Here is a 17,713-nt window from a genome sequence, read left to right on the forward strand (position 1 = left end):
AGGCCGCTATGAACAAGCTCCCACAGATCACCCTGGCATTCTGGGTCATGAAGATTTGCGCCACGACCCTTGGCGAGACGGCAGGCGACCTGCTGTCCATAACGCTCAACATTGGCTATGCGCTGAGCTCCCTGCTGCTCATCAGCCTGTTCATCCTCTCCCTGCTCGGCCAGCTGAGCAGCCGCCGTTACACACCAGCGCTCTACTGGACCGTCATCCTGATGACCAGCACGGCCGGCACCACCATGTCGGACTTCATGGACCGCACCCTCGGCCTCGGCTACGCCAGCGGCTCGCTGATTCTCGTCGCCATGCTGGTCAGCGTCTTGCTGGTCTGGCGCCTTAGCGAGAAATCCCTGTCAGTCGAACATATCGTTTCGCGGCGTGCCGAGCTGTTCTACTGGGCGGCGATTCTGGTTTCCAACACCCTGGGCACGGCGCTGGGCGACTACCTGGCCGATGATTCGGGCCTGGGTTTCGCCGGCGGCGCCCTGCTGATCGGCAGCCTGCTGGCTGTGGTAGCAGTGGCCTACTACCGCACGCAACTGTCGCGAGTGGCCCTGTTCTGGATCGCCTTTGTGCTGACGCGGCCGTTTGGCGCCACTTTGGGTGACGTACTGACCAAGAGCACCGAAAAGGGTGGGCTGGACCTCGGCACCGTAGGCTCCTCGGCTGTGCTATTCGCAACCCTGGCTGTGCTTGTCTGCTTTGCCATCTGGGCGCAGCAGCAGCGCTCTGCGCCCATGGCGATTCGTACCGAACAGCGATAAACGCCGCACAATGAAAAACGCCCCAAACCAGTCGGGGCGTTTTCATTTCAGCGCTAACTCAGCTCAGCTTGGCAGCACCGGCGGCTGGCTTTGCGCCAGGTCACCCAGCTCGCGGTTGGCCACCGCGTACATGGCGTAATCGCTGCCAGTTGCCGCGTGAAGCTCGGCGAGCATGGCCTTCCAGCGGTCGACCAATCGGCGGTTCTGCTCGATCCACAGCTCGACCCGCGCCTCGATCGACTCCGGCCCGTTGGCCAGTTGCAACACCGAGACGGTAATGGCGCGTTGCTGTGCGTCCAGGTCGTCGCGGAAGGCTTCGCGGGCCAGGGCCTGCCAATTGCTTTCCACGCTCAGACTGCTGATCTGCTGCAGGTACCACGACAGGTCCAGGGCATCGGACACGGCAAAGTAGGCCGAGGCCACCTCGGTCGGCTCGTGGCCGGTGAGGTCCGCCGACTCGATGATCGGCAGCAGCGTGTACAGATGGCCGGTGCCTGCCACAACGCGGGACAGCAGCTCCGGTACGCCAGCCTCGACGTAGGTCTGGTAGCGCGCCATCCACTCGTCGCGGGCCGGGCCTTCCAGCAGCTCATCCAGACGCATGGCCAGTGCCTTGACCCGCGGACCGAGGTGCGCCACGTCACGGGCGGCATCCAGGTCGTTGCGGCGGCTGCGCAGGTACCAGCGCGTGGCGCGGCGGCCCAGGCGCATCAACTCGTCCATCATGGTCAACTGCAGATCGGCCGGCACCTGGTTGTCCAGAGCCTCGATCTGGCGCCACCAGAACGGCAGGTGGAAGACGTCACGCACCACCACATACGCCGCGGCAACCTGCGCCGAACCGACCCCGGTGGACTCCTTCAGGCGCTGCACGAAGGTGATGCCCATGTGGTTGACCAGATCGTTGGCGATCTGCGTGCTGACGATCTCGCGCTTGAGGCGGTGACGGCGCATGGCCTCGCCGTATTCCTGCGCCAGGCGCGCCGGAAAGGCGGTTTCCATCTCCCGCGACAGGTACTCGTCATCGACGATATCGGATTTGATCAGCGCTTCCTGCAGCTCGATCTTGCTGTAGGAAATCAGCACCGACAGCTCGGGACGGGTCAGACCCTGGCCCTTGGTCGCGCGTTCGTTGAGTTCCTCCTCGCTAGGCAGGAATTCCAGAGCGCGATCCAGCTTGCCGGAGGCTTCCAGCGCGGCCATCAGGCGCTTGTATTCACCCTGACGTTCGCGGGCGCGGCGCTCGGCCAGCGACAGTGCCTGGGTCTGCTTGTAGTTGTTGCCGAGCACCAGATTGCCCACGTCCTCGGTCATTTCGGCCAGCAGCGTGTTGCGCTGCTTACCGGTCATGTCGCCGGCGGTGACGATCTCGTTGAGCAGGATCTTGATGTTCACCTCGTGGTCGGAACAGTCCACACCACCGGCGTTGTCGATGAAGTCGGTGTTGCTGGCACCGCCACCCAGGCCGTACTCGACGCGACCGAGCTGGGTCATGCCCAGGTTGCCGCCCTCGCCCACCACCTTGGCGCGCAGTTCGCGGCCGTCGACGCGCAACAGGTCGTTGGCCTTGTCGCCGACGTCGGCATGGGTTTCGCGGCTGGACTTGACGTAGGTGCCGATACCGCCGTTCCAGATCAGATCCACCGGTGCCTTGAGCAGTGCGTTGAGCAGCTCGGTCGGCGCCAGCTTGTCAGCCTGGATATCGAAGCGTGCCTTCATCTCCGGGCTGATGGCGATGCTCTTGGCGCTGCGCAGGAAGATGCCGCCGCCCTGAGAAATCAGAGAGGCATCGTAGTCGGACCAGCTCGAACGCGGCAGGTCGAACAGACGCTTGCGCTCGGCGAAGCTGCGCGCCGCATCCGGGTTGGGGTCGATGAAGATGTGCAGGTGGTTGAAAGCCGCCACCAGTTGCAGCGATTCGGACAGCAGCAGGCCGTTGCCGAACACGTCACCGGCCATATCGCCGATGCCGATCACGGTGGTCAGGTCCTTCTGTACATCGATGCCGCGTTCACGGAAGTGACGCTGCACCGAGACCCAGCCGCCCTTGGCGGTGATGCCCATGCCCTTGTGGTCATAGCCGGCCGAACCGCCAGAAGCGAAGGCGTCGCCCAGCCAGAAACCGTATTCGTTGGCGATGCCGTTGGCGATGTCGGAGAAGGTCGCGGTGCCCTTGTCGGCGGCGACGACCAGATAAGGATCATCGCCGTCATGGCGTACCACGTTGGCAGGAGGCGCGACTTCGCCTTCTTTCAGGTTGTCGGTGATGTCCAGCAGGCCGCTGATGAAGATGCGATAGCAGGCGATGGCCTCGGCCTGAATCTCGTCACGGCTGCCACCCAGCGGCAGGCGACGCGGCACGAAACCGCCCTTGGCGCCGACCGGCACGATCACCGCGTTCTTGACCTGCTGGGCCTTGACCAGGCCGAGCACTTCGGTACGGAAGTCCTCTTCACGGTCCGACCAGCGCAGGCCACCACGGGCCACGTTGCCGAAGCGCAGGTGCACGCCCTCGACGCGCGGCGAGTAGACGAATATCTCGAACTTCGGCACTGGCCGTGGCAGCTCGGGAATCGCGCTGGGGTTGAACTTGAAGCTGAAGTAACTCTTCACCTCGCCCAGGGCGTCCGGCTGGTAGAAGTTGGTGCGCAGGGTGGCTTTGATCAGGTCCAGATAGCGACGCAGGATGCGGTCTTCGTTGAGCACCGCGACGTTGTCCAGAGCGCCGAGAATGGCCTGCTCGAGCTTCTGCTGCTTATCGTTAAGGTCATTGGCGCTGAGCTTGCGGGCCAGATAGAAGCGTGTGCGGAACAGGCGCACCAGCTCGCGGGCGATGTCGGCATGGTTGAGCAGCGTGTTGGCGATGTAACCCAGGTCGAAGCCCAGACGAATCTGCTTGAGGTAGCGGGCATAGGCACGTAGCAGCGCCACGTCACGCCAAGCCAGACCGGCGGTCAGCACAAGACGGTTGAAGGAGTCGTTCTCGGCGTCGCCGCGCACGATATGCACGAAGGCGTCCTGCAGGGTGTCGTTGAGCTGCTGGATATCGAGATTGACACCTTCGGCGTAGGTGAAGGCGAAATCGTGAATCCAGAACTCGCGGCCGCTCTGGTGCTGCAGGCGATACGGGAACTCGCCCAGCACGCGCAGGCCGAGGTTCTCCAGCACCGGCAGCACGTCGGACAGCGCCAGCGGCGTGTCGGCGTGGTACAGCTTGCAGTGCAGCTGACGCTCACCGGGCACCAGCGGCTGGTAGAAGCTCATGACCAGCGGGCGATCCTCGGAGAGGCTGCGCAGGTGCTGCATGTCGACCACCGCCGAGTGCGGCGCGAAGCGCTCGCGGTAGCCGGCCGGGAAGCTTTTCGGGAAGTCGGTGAGCACGCGGGTGCCCTTGGCTTCGCCGAAGTTCTCCACGGCCAGGGCGGCGTAGTCATCGGTCCAGGAACGGCAGGCCTGAACGACTTCGCGCTCGAGCTGCTGCGGGTCGATGTCCAGCTTGTTCTTAGGATCCACGCGCAGGATGAACTGCACGCGGGCCAGCACGGATTCGGAGAAGTAGGTCCAGAACTCGCAATCGCTGGCCTGCAGGCGATCGACCAGCACCTGCTGGATGCGCAGGCGGGTTTCGGTGGAATAGATGTCGCGCGGCACATACGCCAGCGCATAGACGAAACGCCCGTAGGGGTCGAAGCGCAGGAACAGGCGGACCTTGTTGCGCTCCTGAATCTGCACGATCGACAGCGCCGTGCTGGCCAGCTCGTCGACCGGCGTCTGGAACAGGTCGTCGCGCGGCAGCACTTCGAGAACCTTGACCAGCTCCTTGCTCAGGTGGCCCTGGGAGATGAAGCCGGAGCGTTTCTCGACCTCGGCGACCTTGCGGCGGATGTAGGGAATCTCGCGCACGCTCTCGCTGTAGGCGGTCGAAGTGTAGATGCCGAGGAAGCGGCACTCCTTGACCACCTTGCCGGAGGCATCGATTTCGCGGATGGAGACGAAATCAGGGTAAGCCGGGCGATGCACGCGGCTCGGCTGCGCGGCCTTGGCGAACGACAGCAGGGTCGGCTCGCGCAGGTAGGCCAGCGCGTAGGGTTCGATGTGCAGCTCGTCCTGGCTCAGGCCGCTGCGCAGGCGTTTGGACAGCCCCAATAGGGAGCTTTCGTCGTACTGCAGGTGGCCGCCGTCGGCCGCGTCGTGAACGGTGAATTCTTCGTAGCCAAGGAAGGTGAAGTGGTTGTCCTGCAACCAGGAAAGAAACACTTTGATCTCTTCCACTTCGGCCGGGTCGATGGCGCCGTGGCCGAAGCTGCCGTCACCGAGCTTGCCCAGCAGTTCCTGGGCCTTAGCCTTCATCGGCTGGAAGTCGGCGACGCTCAGGCGCACTTCCTCGAGCACTTCGAGCAGGGTCTTCTGCAGCGACTTGATCTCGGCGTTGCTGGCGCAGCGGTTGATCTCCAGGAACATCAGCGATTCGAGGCTGACGCCCTCGCCCGTGCTGCCTTTGGGCAGCAGTTCGAGCAGCGCGCCCTGGGCATCGCGGCGCACGCTGAGCACGCTGTTCTGCAGGGTATGAATGCTGTAGCCGCGGCGCTTGAGTTCGATACGTACGGAATCGACCAGGAACGGAATGTCCGGATGCAGCACCTCGATGCCGGTGTGAGTGCTCTGCCAGCCGTGCTTTTCATAATCGGGGTTGAAGACGCGGACCTGCGGCTGGCTCGGGTCGAACTGGGCCAGCAGGCGCCAGGCCGAGAGGGTGCAACCAACGAGGTCGGACAGTCGCCGCTGCGTCAGTTCTTCGAGTGCGATGATGCCAAAGAACTGTTCAGCGAACAGGGCCACTTGTGGCAGGTCCTGCTCGCTGACGTGCTGCGCCAGGGCCGCTTGCAGTTGATGCTGGAAGTCGGCTTTGCTGGCCGCGGTGAAGAACGCCATGCTTGTACTCCGTCTGTAGGCTTGGTAGGTGCGATTGTTGTTTCCGTACGTAGTTCAACCTTAGACCGGCTACCTGCAAACGCTACCCGTTGTACAAATGACGCGCCGGTCACAGGCGCCGCACGAGCTTAACGAGGCGGTGGCAGTGCACGCTTGCGGTGCAGCGACATTTTCGTTCACGCTGCCCGCCCCATAGCAGACATCGTACAACCCTCTTGCGCTGTGCTGGCACAACGCCTAAAGTCTGGCGTCAATAAAAATAAAGCCAACCTGGACACCCGCCATGTCACTGTTCCTTTCCTGGAAACAGAAGTTTCGCCTTCTTATCCTTATCACCCTGTCCAGCCTGGCGCTGATGACGGCGGCTTCGTTCTGGGCCAGCCAGACCCTCGACAACGCCCTGCAGGCCCGCGAACGCGCCACCGCCTACGCAGGCGATTCAGCCACGCTGATGAATCAGTGGCTGAAGCTGAACGCCGAACGCCGCCAGCTCACCCCCGATGGCGAAGCCGAGTTCCAGACCGCACTGACCGCGCTCGGCGATCTATCCCGCCAATACGTACAGCGCGCAGAATTGCTCGACGATGCCACCCTGCTCGACAGCTCCCGGCGCCTGGATGAGCTTTTGCAACAGGACATCGCCGTGCAGCAGAACTGGCTCAAGCAGTCCCACGCACTGGGCCTGACGCCCTTTATCGGCCTGCGCGCCAAGCTGGCGGAAAGCGGCAAGGAGCTGGAGCGGGTCAGCATCAGCCTGATCCAGGCATCGATTGCCGAGGCGCTGAGCAACCAGCGTGATTACCTGTCCACCTTCGATGCCAAATACGCCGACGGCGTGCGTGCGGCACTGGGCAAATTGCAGGCGCAGATCGTCGATCTGGAATGGCAAGAAAGCCGGGTGGGCAAAGCATCCAGCGCCTTCACCGACAACTTCACCGCAGCCGATACGCTGATCCAGCAGATCGTGGCCAGCGAGAAACAGCTGCAGCAGCAGGGCCAGCAGATCGAGGCCAGCATTGAGGCGCAGAACAAGCACCTGCAGGACACCGTGCTGACGGGCGCCACCCGACAGGCCGAGCAGGCGCGCAGCACCGCACGCTGGATGATGGGCCTGACCTTCGTGCTGGTCTCGGCCTTCATGCTACTGACCCTGGGCCGCGCCTCGCGCCTGCTGATGGCGCAGCTGGACCGGGTCAACCGCCTGCTCGCCCAGGTCGCGGCGGGCAACCTGACTGCGCGGATCGACGTCGGCGCAAACCACCGCGACGAATTCAACCAGCTCGGCAGCGCCTCGAACCAGATGACCCAGGGCATCGCCGGGGTGATTCGCCAGGTGCTGGACGGCAACAAGGAACTCAACCAGTTACACCACTACCTCAACGACGCCATGCGTCGCCTCGAGGAAAACAGCACCCAGGTGGAGATGCAGACCGAACAGGCCGCCTCGGCCTCTCAGCAGATCTCCGCCACGGTCAATGAAATGGCCCAGCGCACCACCGATGTCGGCAACGCCACCCAGGCCGCCTACCAGTCGGCGCGCGACGGCGCTTCGGTGATCAATGCCAGCGCCGACAACATGCGCCGCCTCTCGCAGCTGATCCAGGACACCCACGCCCAGGTCAGCGCCCTTACCCAGTCGAGCACCAAGGTCACCAGCATCATCGACGTGATCAACGGCCTGGCCGACCAGACCAACCTGCTGGCGCTCAACGCCGCCATCGAAGCAGCCCGTGCTGGCGAGGCCGGCCGCGGCTTCTCGGTGGTCGCCGATGAAGTGCGTTCCCTGGCCCAGAAGACGGTGGCGGCCACCACCGATATCGCGGTGATCGTCAACGAGTTGCGCGAGCAGACCCAGCAGATGGACCAACTGATGACCAGCGGCCTGAACCTCGCCACCCAGGGCGAGCGCAGCTCCGGCGAAGTGGCCCAGGCCATCGACGGCATCACCGGCTCCATGGAGCACCTGAGCGCCGAGATGAGCCAGGTGGTGGTGGCCATCGAGCAGATTTCCTGCACCACCGAGGAAATCGCCGCCAAGGTCGAGGACATCAACCTGCACACCGGCAAGACCAAGACCCTGCGCCTGAGCCTGGACGAACACACCCAGGGCCTGTCGCGCCAGGTCGAGGCGCTCAACCACAGTGCCGGCCAGTTCCGTATCGTCTGAGGCAGTGCCGGCCGCGCGCGGCGCTGGCCGGCTGGCAACCCGGTCACAGGCCGGGCAGCCCCGCATGGCTTACGCCCCTGCCTTCGATTATCATGGGCGGCCCTGACGAGCGGGGTTCGTCGCTCGCGATTCGCATCTGGACAGCCCCATGGAACACAGAGACGCGCTGCTCGCTCTTCGCCACTTTCTCGCCAGCCAGATCCTCGGTCAGGAAAAGCTCATCGATCGCCTGCTGATCGCCCTGCTCGCCGACGGCCACATGCTGGTCGAAGGCGCTCCCGGCCTGGCCAAGACCAAGGCGATCAAGGAACTGGCCGAAGGCATCGAAGCCGAATTCCACCGCATCCAGTTCACCCCCGACCTGCTGCCCGCCGACATCACCGGCACCGAGATCTATCGCCCGGAAACCGGCAGTTTCGTGTTCCAGCAAGGGCCGATCTTCCATAACCTGGTACTCGCCGACGAGATCAACCGCGCGCCAGCCAAGGTGCAGTCGGCACTGCTCGAAGCCATGGCCGAGCGCCAGGTATCGGTGGGCCGCAGCACCTACGACCTGTCGCCGCTGTTCCTGGTAATGGCCACCCAGAACCCCATCGAACAGGAAGGCACCTACCCGCTGCCCGAAGCCCAGCTCGACCGCTTCCTGATGCACGTGAAGATCGGCTTCCCCGACGCCAGCGTGGAACGCAAGATCCTCGCCCAGGCCCGCGGCGAAGCGCTGCACGGCGAGACCAAACCCGATCACCGCCTCAGCCAGCAGGCGATCTTCTCCGCCCGCAAGGAAATCCTCGGCCTCTATATGGCCGATGCGGTGGAGGAATACCTGGTGCAACTGGTGATGGCCTCGCGCACCCCCGGAAAGTTCGACGCCGAGCTGGCCGAATGGATCGCCCACGGCTCCAGCCCGCGCGGCTCCATCGCCTTGGACCGCTGTGCGCGGGCCCACGCCTGGCTGGCCGGCCGCGACTTCGTCAGCCCCGAGGACATCCAGGCCGTGCTGTTCGACGTATTGCGCCACCGCATCATCCTGTCGTTCGAAGCCGAGGCCTCGGGCATCGACCAGGACCGCGTGGTCCAGCGCATTCTCGACGTGGTCGCGGTAGCCTGATGCTTTCGCATGCGGATAACCCTGAGCTGCAGGCGGGCATCCGTACCGATCTCAAGCAACTGATCGACATGCGCCACCGGGTGCGCGAGGTGCAGCTGTTCTCCACACCGGGCCGTCGCAGCCCGCTGATCGGCCTGCACCACTCCAAGCTGCGTGGCCGCGGTGTCGACTTCGACCAGGTGCGCGTCTACCAGCCGGGCGACGACGTGCGCACCATCGACTGGCGCGTCACGGCACGCACCCAGGAGCCGCACACCAAGCTGTTTCACGAGGAACGCGAGCGCCCCATCTACCTGCTAGTCGAGCAGAGCCGCCAGCTGTTCTTCGGCTCGGGCCTGATGTTCAAGTCGGTGCTCGCCGCCCGCGCGGCCGGGCTGATCGGCTGGGCCGCTCTGGGCCACAACGACCGCATCGGCGGGCTGGTCTTCGGCGGCCAGGACCACCACGAAATCAAACCGCGGCGCAGCAAGCAAAGCCTGCTGCAACTGCTCAGCCGCCTGGCACGCGCCAACCAGGCGCTGTCCGCCGACACGCCGCTGGTGCGCGACAGCTTCGGCCAGGCCCTGCGCCGAGCCCGGGAAGTGCTGCGCCCCGGGAGCCTGGTGGTGATCCTCTGCGACGAACGCACCCTGGGCGACAGCAGCGAACAGCAGCTGATGCTCTTGGCCCGCCACACCGACCTATTGCTGCTACCAGTTTCCGACCCGCTCGACCACGCCCTGCCCGCCTCCGGCCTGCTGCGCTTCGGCGAAGGCGACGCCCAGCTGGATGTGGATACCGAAGACGCCAACCTGCAACAAAGCTACCGCGACCAGGCCCAGGCGCGCCGCGCCCGCTGGCAGCGCCTGGCCAACAAGCTCGGCGTGCCGCTGCTGTCGCTGTCCACCGGCCAGGAGTTGGTCGAGCAGTTGCACGAGCACCTCAACAACCTGCGCCCCGGCAGGTCCGCATGAACCCGCTGGACCAGCTCGAACCGCTAATCGCCCCGGCCGCCATCAACTGGTGGCCACCGGCGCCCGGCTGGTGGCTGCTCGCCGCCCTGCTCCCGGTGCTGCTGTGGGGCGCCTGGCGCCTGGTGCCGCGGTTGCCACGGCCACGCCGCAAGCAAGCTGTCGAACAGCCTTTGGATCCGATGCGTGAGGCAGCCCTGCAGGAGCTGCAACGCCTGAGCAAACCCTATGACGGCGCCCCGGCCGGCCCCTGGCTGCAGCAGCTAAACGGGCTGCTCAAGCGCCTGTGCCGAGAGCGTTACCCGGACAGCCACAGCCATACCCTGAGCAGCCGCGCCTGGCTGGCGTTTCTCGATAACCGCTGCCCGGCCGCCGGCCTGACGCGCTGGATGATCCTCGTCGAGGGCACCTACAAGCCGCATTGCACCCTGGATGACAAGGCCATCGAGGGCCTGCACCAGGCGGTCGCCACCTGGATCCGCAAGCATGTTTGAGTTCGCCTGGCCGTGGATCTTTCTGCTCGCGCCGCTGCCCTGGCTGCTGCGCCTGTGGCTGCCGGCCGCCGACAGCGGCGAAGCGGCGCTGAAGGTGAGTTTTCTCGGCGAACTGGAAAATCTCTCCGGGCGCCGCGCCCGCCTGCAGCTGCCGCCCTGGAAGAAACAGGTGCACTTCGCCCTGCTCTGGTTGCTCCTGCTGATCGCTGCGGCCCGTCCGGAATGGGTCGGCGAGCCCCTGCCACTGCCGGCCAGTGGCCGCGACCTGCTGATCGCCGTGGACGTTTCCGGCTCCATGGATTACGCCGACATGCGCCTGGGCGAAGAGGACGTCAGCCGTCTGACGCTGGTCAAGCAGCTGATCGGCGAGTTCATCGACGGCCGCACCGGCGACCGCGTCGGGCTGATCCTGTTCGGCAGCCAGGCGTACCTGCAGGCGCCGCTGACCTTCGACCGGCAGACCGTGCGCACCTGGCTCGACGAAGCGGTGATCGGCATCGCCGGGCAGAACACCGCCCTCGGCGACGCCATCGGCCTGGCGGTCAAACGCCTGCGTCAGCGCCCCGCCGACAGCCGCGTACTGGTGCTGATCACCGACGGCGCCAACAATGGCGGGCAGATCGAACCGATGACCGCCGCCCGCCTGGCCGCCGAGGAAGGCGTGACCATCTACCCAATCGGCATCGGCTCCGACCCGCAGCAGGGTGGCAACTTCGCTGCCTTCGGCATGAACCCGAGCCTGGACCTGGACGAGCCGAGCCTGCGCGCCATCGCTGAACTGACCGGCGGTGAATACTTCCGCGCCCGTGATCAGCGCGAGCTGCAGCACATCGAAGCGACCCTCGACCGCCTGGAGCCGGTGGCCCAGCAACCGACACTGGCGCGCCCGGCCCAGGCGCTGTACGCCTGGCCGCTGGCCGCCGCGTTGCTGCTGAGCCTGCTGCTGGTGTTCCGCTGCCTGTGGCCTCAACTGCGCCAGCAGGCCTTGAGCGCCGCACAACGTGTGGGGCGCAAGACACCATGAGCGACTATCTGCCCCACCTGCTGCGCCCCTGGTGGCTGCTGGCGTTGCCCGTGCTGGCCTGGCTGCTGTGGTTGCTGGCGCACCGGGAAACCCGCAGCGGCCGCTGGCAGGCCCTGCTGCCGGCGGCCTTTCACGCTGCCCTGCTGCGCGGCGGCCGCGGCCGGCGCAGCCGCCTGCCGCTGATCATTCTGGTACTGGCCTGGCTGCTGACCACCCTGGCGCTGGTCGGCCCGAGTTGGCAGCGCATCGAACAGAACGATGCCAAGCCGGCCGACCCGCTGGTGGTGATGCTCGAGCTGACCCCGCAGATGCTCGCCGGCGACGCCTCGCCCAACCGCCTGGCCCAGGCCCGTCGCAAGTTGCTCGACCTGCTGAAGGCGCGCGGTGACGCGCAGACCGCCATCGTGGTATACGCCGGCAGCGCCCACACCCTGGTGCCGCTGTCCGATGACCTAGGCACCAGCCGCAACCTGCTCGAAGCCCTCAAACCGTCGATCATGCCCGAGCCCGGCAAGCGCGCCGACCTGGCGGTGGCAAGGGCGCTAGAGCTGCTCAAGAACGGCGCACAGGGCCAGGGCCGCCTGCTGCTGATCACCAGCGGCCTGGACGAAGGCGAGTTCAGCGCCATCGCCAAACTGCTCGGCAACCGCGGCAAAAATCTACGCATTCTCGGCGTGGGCAGCAGCGAGGGCGCGCCGATCATGCAGGAAGACGGCACCTTCATGAAGGACGAGCGAGGCGCCATCCTCATACCGCGCCTGGATGTTAGTGGTTTGCGGCAGTTCGCCAGGGATACCGGCGCCCAGTACCGCAGCATCAGCCTCGATGACCGCGACCTGCGCAGCCTGGGACTGCTCGACGGTCCCAAGGCGCTGCGCGACAACGGCCACAAGACCCAACTGCGCAGCTGGGCCGACCAGGGTTACTGGCTGCTATTGCCGCTGTTGCTGCTGGCCGCCTGCGCCGGCCGCCGCGGTTGGCTGCTGTGCCTGCCGCTGCTGTTGCTCGGCACTCCGCAAACCGGCATGGCGATGAGCTTCGACGACCTCTGGCTGCGCGCCGACCAGCAGGGCCAGCGTCTGCTCGACGCCGGCCGCCCCAAGGAAGCTGCCGAGCGCTTCGAGGACCCGCACTGGCGCGGCATGGCACTCTACCAGGCCGGCGATTACGCAGCGGCCGCCGAACAGTTCGCCAAGGACGACAGCGCACCGTCGCTCTACAACCGCGGTAACGCCCTGGCGCGCAGCAACGAGCTGGAAGCGGCCATCGACGCCTACGACCGCGCCCTGGAAATCGATCCGCAGTTGCAGCAGGCCGCGAAGAACAAGGCCCTGGTCGAGGAACTGCTGCGTCAGCGCCAAAAGCAGGCCGAGCAACCGGACGAAGGCGAAGACCCGCAGCCCGACGACAAGCCGGATGAGCAGCAACCGCCCGGCCAATCCTCGGCCGCCAGCGAAGACGAGCAGAGAGGCCAGGGTCAGCCAGCGACCGCCCAGGAGCAGCGGCCGCCTGCCCAGGAACAGCCGCAGCCGAACCCGACCGGCGAAGGTGCACCTGCAGACAAGGCCGAGCCGACGCAGAACGCGCCGTCTGAAAAAGCAGCCCCCGAAGCCGATACGCCGCTCGATGGCGAGCGGCGCCAGGCTCTGGAACAATGGCTGCGGCAAATTCCCGATGACCCGGGCGAATTGCTGCGCCGCAAATTCTGGTACGAACAGCAACAGCGTCAGGAACAAGCCCGATGACCCGCCTGCTCTGCACCCTGCTCTTCTGTTTGCTGGCATGGCAGGCCAGCGCGCAGGAGTTTACCGCCAGCGTCGACCGCAGCCGGCTGAACCTGGGCGAAAGCCTCGACCTGACCCTCGAATCGACGGACGCCACCGAATTCGGCAAACCCGACCTGACCCCGCTCAACGAGCTGTTCGACGTGCTCGGCACCCGCCAGGTCAACCGCCTGACCAGCCTGGAAGGCAAGGCGCGCGCCAGCACCCGCTGGATCGTCACCCTCAAACCGCGCCACAGCGGCTTCGTGGTGATTCCGCCGCTGCGCCTGGGCGACGCCCAGAGCCAGCCGGTCAGCCTGCATGTGGTAGAGGCCACCAGCCAGAACAGCGACGAGCAGATGGCGCCGATATTCATCGACGCCAGCCTGGATCACGAGAGCGTCTACGTGCAGGCGCAGAGCGTACTGACCCTGCGCATCTACCACTCGGTGTCGCTGTACGACGACAGCAGCCTCACACAGCTGGAAATCCCCGATGCGCGGGTCGAATCCCTCGGCGAGCCGCGCACCTACGAGCAGGACATCGGCGGCGTGCGCCACGGCGTGATCGAGCTGCGCTACGCCATCTTCCCGCAGAAAAGCGGCCAGCTGGCCATCCCCAGCCAGGTGTTCAGCGCTACCCTTGCCGACCGCAGCAGCCGCAACGGCTACACGCCGTTCGGCCCGCGCCCGGGTAAGGTCACCCGGGTGCGCTCACCGGAGATTCCGCTTACCGTGAAGGCCAAGCCGGCCGACTACCCGGCCGATGCGCCCTGGCTGCCGGCCCGTGCCCTGAGCCTGGCCGAGGCCTGGAGCCCAGAGCCGGGCGAAATCAAGGTCGGTGATTCGCTGACGCGCAGCCTGATGCTCAAGGCCGACGGGCTGTCCAGCGCCCAGCTGCCGCCATTGCCGGCAACCGAGATGGAAGGCCTGCGCCGTTACCCTGATCAGCCGCAGCTGACCAACGAGAGCAGCGAGCGCGGCGTTATCGGCAGCCGTGAAGAGCGCGAGGCGCTGGTCGCCAGCAATGCCGGCACTCTGGAGCTGCCGGCGGTGGACGTGGTGTGGTGGAACACCCACGAGGATCGCCTGGAGCACAGCAGTTTGCCGGCGCGCACCCTGAAAGTGGCCGCCGACCCGGCACTGAGCGTCGAGCAGCCGGTGGAAACCCGCCCGCGCGAGGGCGCCGCCAGCGACGTATTGCTGTGGCCCTGGCAGCTGAGCACCATGCTGTTGGCGCTGACCACCCTGCTCGGCTTCGGCCTCTGGTGGCACGCGCGCAGCCAGCCGGCCGTGCAACGCAGCGCCCAAGTCGGCCCCAGCCCGCGCACCCTGCTTGACGACCTCAAGCGCGCCTGCCTGGCCAACGACAGCCAGGCCACCCGCCAGGCCCTCGACGCCTGGGCACGCCAGCAACCGGAAACCCTGGCCGACATGGCCGCTCGCTTCGCGCCGCTGTCCGAAGCGCTGGACGGCCTTAACGGCGCGCTGTACAGCGAAGCCGGCCAGCATTGGCAAGGCAAGCAGCTGTGGCAGGCCATCGGCGAACTGCCGGCGGCGGAAAAAAACCAGGACAACGGCCAGGACGGTGGTCAGCTGCCGCCGCTCTACCCGCGCTGAACGGAGACTGCATGGACGCTCGCCCCGCTTGCCCCCACTTCTGGCGCGACGCCGCCCTGCCCTTTATCGAGCTGCGCTCCATCGAGGATGGCCGCCAGGTCTGCTACGGACGGCACAGCCACGCGTTCTTTTCCATCGGCGCGATCACCAGCGGCCAAAGCACCTTCAGCAACCGCGAGGTGGATCGCCAGGTGAGCCAGGGCACGGTGGTGCTGATGAACCCCAGCGACGTGCACGCCTGCAACCCCATTGACGGCGAGCCCTGGTCGTACCTGATGTGCTACGTCGACCCGCACTGGCTGGGCGAGTTGCAGCATGCCCAGGGCTTTACCGACGTACCCGCGTTCCAGCGCTTCGCCTCCATCGCCAGCGACGATGCCGAGCTGTATCAGGGCCTGCTGGCATTGCGGCGCAGCCTGCTCGATCCATCGGCCAGCATCGCCGACAAGCGCGCCGAGGCCGAGGCATTCTTCGGCCTGGCGCTGCAGCGGCTGGTACTTGAAGGCGAGCGTGACGACAGCCTGAACCCGCGCCTGGAACTGGCCGCCGAGCTGATCGAGCAGCACTGCGGCGAGCCGTTGCGCCTCGATACCCTGTGCGAAGCGGCGCAGCTGTCGTCATCTCAATTGATTCGCGGCTTCAAGCAGCGCTACGGCCTGACGCCCCACGCCTACCTGCTCAACCGCCGCATCCAGTTCGCCCACGCCCGCCTGAAAAGCGGCGCGGCCCTGGCCGAAGTCGCCCAGGAAGCCGGCTTCGCCGACCAGGCGCACTTCCAGCGCACCTTCAAACAACTCCTCGCCGCCACGCCCGGCCAGTATCGCGGCTAGTGACAAGCAACCGTAGCCTGGCGTTGAGCGCAGCGATACCCAAGAATCACCCGCGAAGATGCCCACGGGTATCGCTACGCTCAACCACGGGCTACGGTTCTGTGGCGCTCCAAGAAGCTGCTCATAATCTTTCAACCCAGGCTCGCCGATTTTTACAGCTATAAGTGGTGGAAGTGGCAGGTCGGCCGCTTTGCCTTTTTGGTACTCCTCATGCCACACAATTAGCAGGTGACACCAAATCGCCCCTTCAGGAGGCCGAGCGGAGTCGTTGTGGAGAGGGTTGAGCGACATGGATGTCGCGAGAGCCGCGATGGGCCAAGGATGGCCCTTCGCGGCGGACCCTCGGAACAATGATGGAGCGAGGGAACCCCAGCGAACTGGGGCCGTATGTCGGGGCTAGACCTTTTGGTTTCTTTTGGGGCGATGCCAAAAGAAACCCGCTCGACAGAGCGGAACCGAACGTATGAACAACGCGAAAACGCTGGCATGCCCAGCTCTCGCATCGCAAGAACTCGCGGCTAAAGCCGCTCCCACGAGGTCGCTGAAAGTCAGCTTCTGTCTTGTAGTTGCCTCTGCATGAGCATAAAGATCGTGACCAGGTTCTAACGGCTTACGCCAATACCAGATACCCCGCACTGGCCACCAACAACCCCGCCAACACCCGATTGAAAACCCGCACCCGCTGCGGCGCCTGCAGGTACGGCTGCAAACAAGTCCCGGCAATAGCCCAGCAAGCCAGCGACAAATAACAGACCACGCAATAGATCGCCGCGAACAGCCATACCCGCCCCGCATCGCCATCGGCGGCAAAAGCACCCGTGCCGGCAATCGCTGCCAGCCACGCCTTGGGGTTAAGCCACTGCATCAGCGCACCGCCAGCAAAGGACGCAACTGGCCCGCCTTCAGCGCTGTGCAACGCGCCGTTATCGACCGCCAACCGCCAGGCCAGATACAGCAGAAAGGCCACGCCAGCCCACTGGATCGCCGTCGTCAGCCAGGGCAACAGCACCAGCAACTGATGCAGCCCAAGGCCAATCAGAACCAGCAGCAACGTAAAGCCCAGCGTCGCCCCGGCGACATGCCGCATGGCCACCGGCAGGCCATGGCGAGCCCCCGTGCTCAGCGACACCAGATTGACCGGCCCGGGTGAAATGGAAGCAGCCAGCGCGAACGCCGCCATGGACAGATACAGACTTTTCATCACACCTACCTCACTGCTGATCGAGTGAGGCACATTACGCAGCGCCAATGCGGGCGTATTGAAAAAAATTTGCATCATCTGAAACGGAAAAACCGCGGGTAGGCCGCGGTTTTTCATTTAGCGATCATCTCGAAATAAGGGGAAAGATTGAAATAAGGACAGATTTATTTTTAGACCAGTGGCGCTGCGCCATAAATCTGTGCCCTTTTCCAGTGGTTGTGGTGAGCAGCAGCACTGTCGGAACAGGCGAGTCCTGCAGCGGAGCAAGGCCGATAACAATGATGATCCCAGGGATCGATTGAACGCTTGGCCCCCGCTGCGCGAACTACAGAATGGCCAAGGCGCAATAGCCCAAAACAGGCCGGATATACGAATGCAACCGCGCTGACGACAGGTGCAAAAAGCAAAGCTTTGCTCACTACTTGTGGGGAGAGTCCATATACAATTGTTATGCTTTGCGCCATAGCTAGAACCAATGTTTCTTCATGGCAGAAAGAAATTCGCGGTTAATCTGAAACCCAGAAACAGACCAATTACCGAATCAATTCCGCAACTGGGGCATAAAGCAGTATCTCCATCATCGATCCAGTCTTCGATGTTTTTGTAGTCAAAAATATCAAGGCAATAAAAGCAGCCGCAGGTCTCGCTATCTTTGAGCTCGCCGCGGTGCCGAATGGAATACTTGTGGGCTTCTTTTATGTCGGCTGAGTCAAACATGTTTGGCATGACTTCGTTGGAGTTATTCGATAAACGGACCTGGAGGCTGTAATGGACTCTCCCCACACCACAGTTCTATACCAAGGTGTCGAGGATTTTTGAGCGGGAGAGTCGTGATGAAACGAATCGCTGTTGATC

Annotated in this window: 11 protein-coding genes; 9 read left to right on the forward strand and 2 right to left on the reverse strand. The window is 64.7% G+C overall.

What is annotated here, in order from left to right; all coding sequences use genetic code 11:
* Window positions 1-8: 8 nt before the first annotated feature.
* Window positions 9-770, forward strand: coding sequence for a hypothetical protein (locus FB481_RS21830; protein ID WP_147177786.1), 762 nt, complete (start codon window positions 9-11; stop codon window positions 768-770).
* A 63-nt stretch (window positions 771-833) separates the two neighbouring features.
* Here FB481_RS21830 and FB481_RS21835 read toward each other — a convergent pair whose 3' ends face one another.
* The gene (locus FB481_RS21835; RefSeq protein ID WP_147177788.1) at window positions 834-5,702 is read right to left on the reverse strand and encodes an NAD-glutamate dehydrogenase; all 4,869 of its coding nucleotides are present in this window, start codon (window positions 5,700-5,702) and stop codon (window positions 834-836) included.
* Window positions 5,703-5,985: 283 nt separating this feature from the next.
* On the opposite strand from FB481_RS21835, the gene FB481_RS21840 reads away from it, so the two are divergent.
* From FB481_RS21840 to FB481_RS21875, 8 genes are all read left to right on the forward strand, one after another.
* Window positions 5,986-7,869 carry a methyl-accepting chemotaxis protein gene (locus tag FB481_RS21840; RefSeq protein ID WP_147177790.1) on the forward strand — a complete coding sequence of 628 codons (1,884 nt, stop codon included), beginning with the start codon at window positions 5,986-5,988 and terminating at the stop codon, window positions 7,867-7,869.
* Between the two features lie 148 nt (window positions 7,870-8,017).
* Window positions 8,018-8,977: a MoxR family ATPase gene (locus FB481_RS21845; protein ID WP_013790950.1), complete on the forward strand. Its 960-nt coding sequence runs from the start codon at window positions 8,018-8,020 to the stop codon at window positions 8,975-8,977.
* Window positions 8,977-9,930: a DUF58 domain-containing protein gene (locus tag FB481_RS21850; RefSeq protein ID WP_147177792.1), complete on the forward strand. Its 954-nt coding sequence runs from the start codon at window positions 8,977-8,979 to the stop codon at window positions 9,928-9,930. The genes FB481_RS21845 and FB481_RS21850 overlap by 1 nt, the downstream gene beginning before the upstream one ends.
* Window positions 9,927-10,421 (forward strand): DUF4381 domain-containing protein, encoded by a 495-nt coding sequence (locus FB481_RS21855; protein WP_147177794.1) that lies wholly within the window; start codon window positions 9,927-9,929, stop codon window positions 10,419-10,421. The genes FB481_RS21850 and FB481_RS21855 overlap by 4 nt, the downstream gene beginning before the upstream one ends.
* Entirely contained in the window at window positions 10,414-11,445 is a 1,032-nt protein-coding gene (locus FB481_RS21860) for a VWA domain-containing protein (RefSeq protein WP_147177796.1), read from the forward strand. Before FB481_RS21855 ends, FB481_RS21860 begins: the two co-directional genes overlap by 8 nt.
* A complete protein-coding gene (locus FB481_RS21865; RefSeq protein ID WP_147177798.1) occupies window positions 11,442-13,190 on the forward strand; it encodes a VWA domain-containing protein in 1,749 nt (582 codons plus the stop codon). Before FB481_RS21860 ends, FB481_RS21865 begins: the two co-directional genes overlap by 4 nt.
* A complete protein-coding gene (locus FB481_RS21870) occupies window positions 13,187-14,827 on the forward strand; it encodes a BatD family protein (RefSeq protein WP_147177800.1) in 1,641 nt (546 codons plus the stop codon). The genes FB481_RS21865 and FB481_RS21870 overlap by 4 nt, the downstream gene beginning before the upstream one ends.
* Window positions 14,828-14,838: 11 nt before the next feature.
* Window positions 14,839-15,657: an AraC family transcriptional regulator gene (locus FB481_RS21875; RefSeq protein WP_147177802.1), complete on the forward strand. Its 819-nt coding sequence runs from the start codon at window positions 14,839-14,841 to the stop codon at window positions 15,655-15,657.
* A 610-nt stretch (window positions 15,658-16,267) separates the two neighbouring features.
* On the opposite strand, the gene FB481_RS21880 is transcribed toward FB481_RS21875, so the two are convergent.
* Window positions 16,268-16,858, reverse strand: coding sequence for a LysE family translocator (locus FB481_RS21880; RefSeq protein WP_147177812.1), 591 nt, complete (start codon window positions 16,856-16,858; stop codon window positions 16,268-16,270).
* Window positions 16,859-17,713: the final 855 nt, after the last annotated feature.

It is taken from the genome of Pseudomonas sp. AG1028 (assembly GCF_007993955.1).
Classification (GTDB): domain Bacteria; phylum Pseudomonadota; class Gammaproteobacteria; order Pseudomonadales; family Pseudomonadaceae; genus Aquipseudomonas; species Aquipseudomonas straminea.

Excerpts from the sequence above, each read along its gene's own strand:
- FB481_RS21850 (WP_147177792.1), top strand. The coding sequence starts at position 8,977 with ATGCTTTCGCATGCGGATAACCCTGAGCTGCAGGCGGGCATCCGTACC.
- FB481_RS21860 (WP_147177796.1), top strand. The coding sequence starts at position 10,414 with ATGTTTGAGTTCGCCTGGCCGTGGATCTTTCTGCTCGCGCCGCTGCCC.
- FB481_RS21830 (WP_147177786.1), top strand. The coding sequence starts at position 9 with ATGAACAAGCTCCCACAGATCACCCTGGCATTCTGGGTCATGAAGATT.
- FB481_RS21865 (WP_147177798.1), top strand. The coding sequence starts at position 11,442 with ATGAGCGACTATCTGCCCCACCTGCTGCGCCCCTGGTGGCTGCTGGCG.
- FB481_RS21870 (WP_147177800.1), top strand. The coding sequence starts at position 13,187 with ATGACCCGCCTGCTCTGCACCCTGCTCTTCTGTTTGCTGGCATGGCAG.
- FB481_RS21855 (WP_147177794.1), top strand. The coding sequence starts at position 9,927 with ATGAACCCGCTGGACCAGCTCGAACCGCTAATCGCCCCGGCCGCCATC.
- FB481_RS21835 (WP_147177788.1), bottom strand. The coding sequence starts at position 5,702 with ATGGCGTTCTTCACCGCGGCCAGCAAAGCCGACTTCCAGCATCAACTG.
- FB481_RS21880 (WP_147177812.1), bottom strand. The coding sequence starts at position 16,858 with ATGAAAAGTCTGTATCTGTCCATGGCGGCGTTCGCGCTGGCTGCTTCC.
- FB481_RS21840 (WP_147177790.1), top strand. The coding sequence starts at position 5,986 with ATGTCACTGTTCCTTTCCTGGAAACAGAAGTTTCGCCTTCTTATCCTT.
- FB481_RS21875 (WP_147177802.1), top strand. The coding sequence starts at position 14,839 with ATGGACGCTCGCCCCGCTTGCCCCCACTTCTGGCGCGACGCCGCCCTG.
- FB481_RS21845 (WP_013790950.1), top strand. The coding sequence starts at position 8,018 with ATGGAACACAGAGACGCGCTGCTCGCTCTTCGCCACTTTCTCGCCAGC.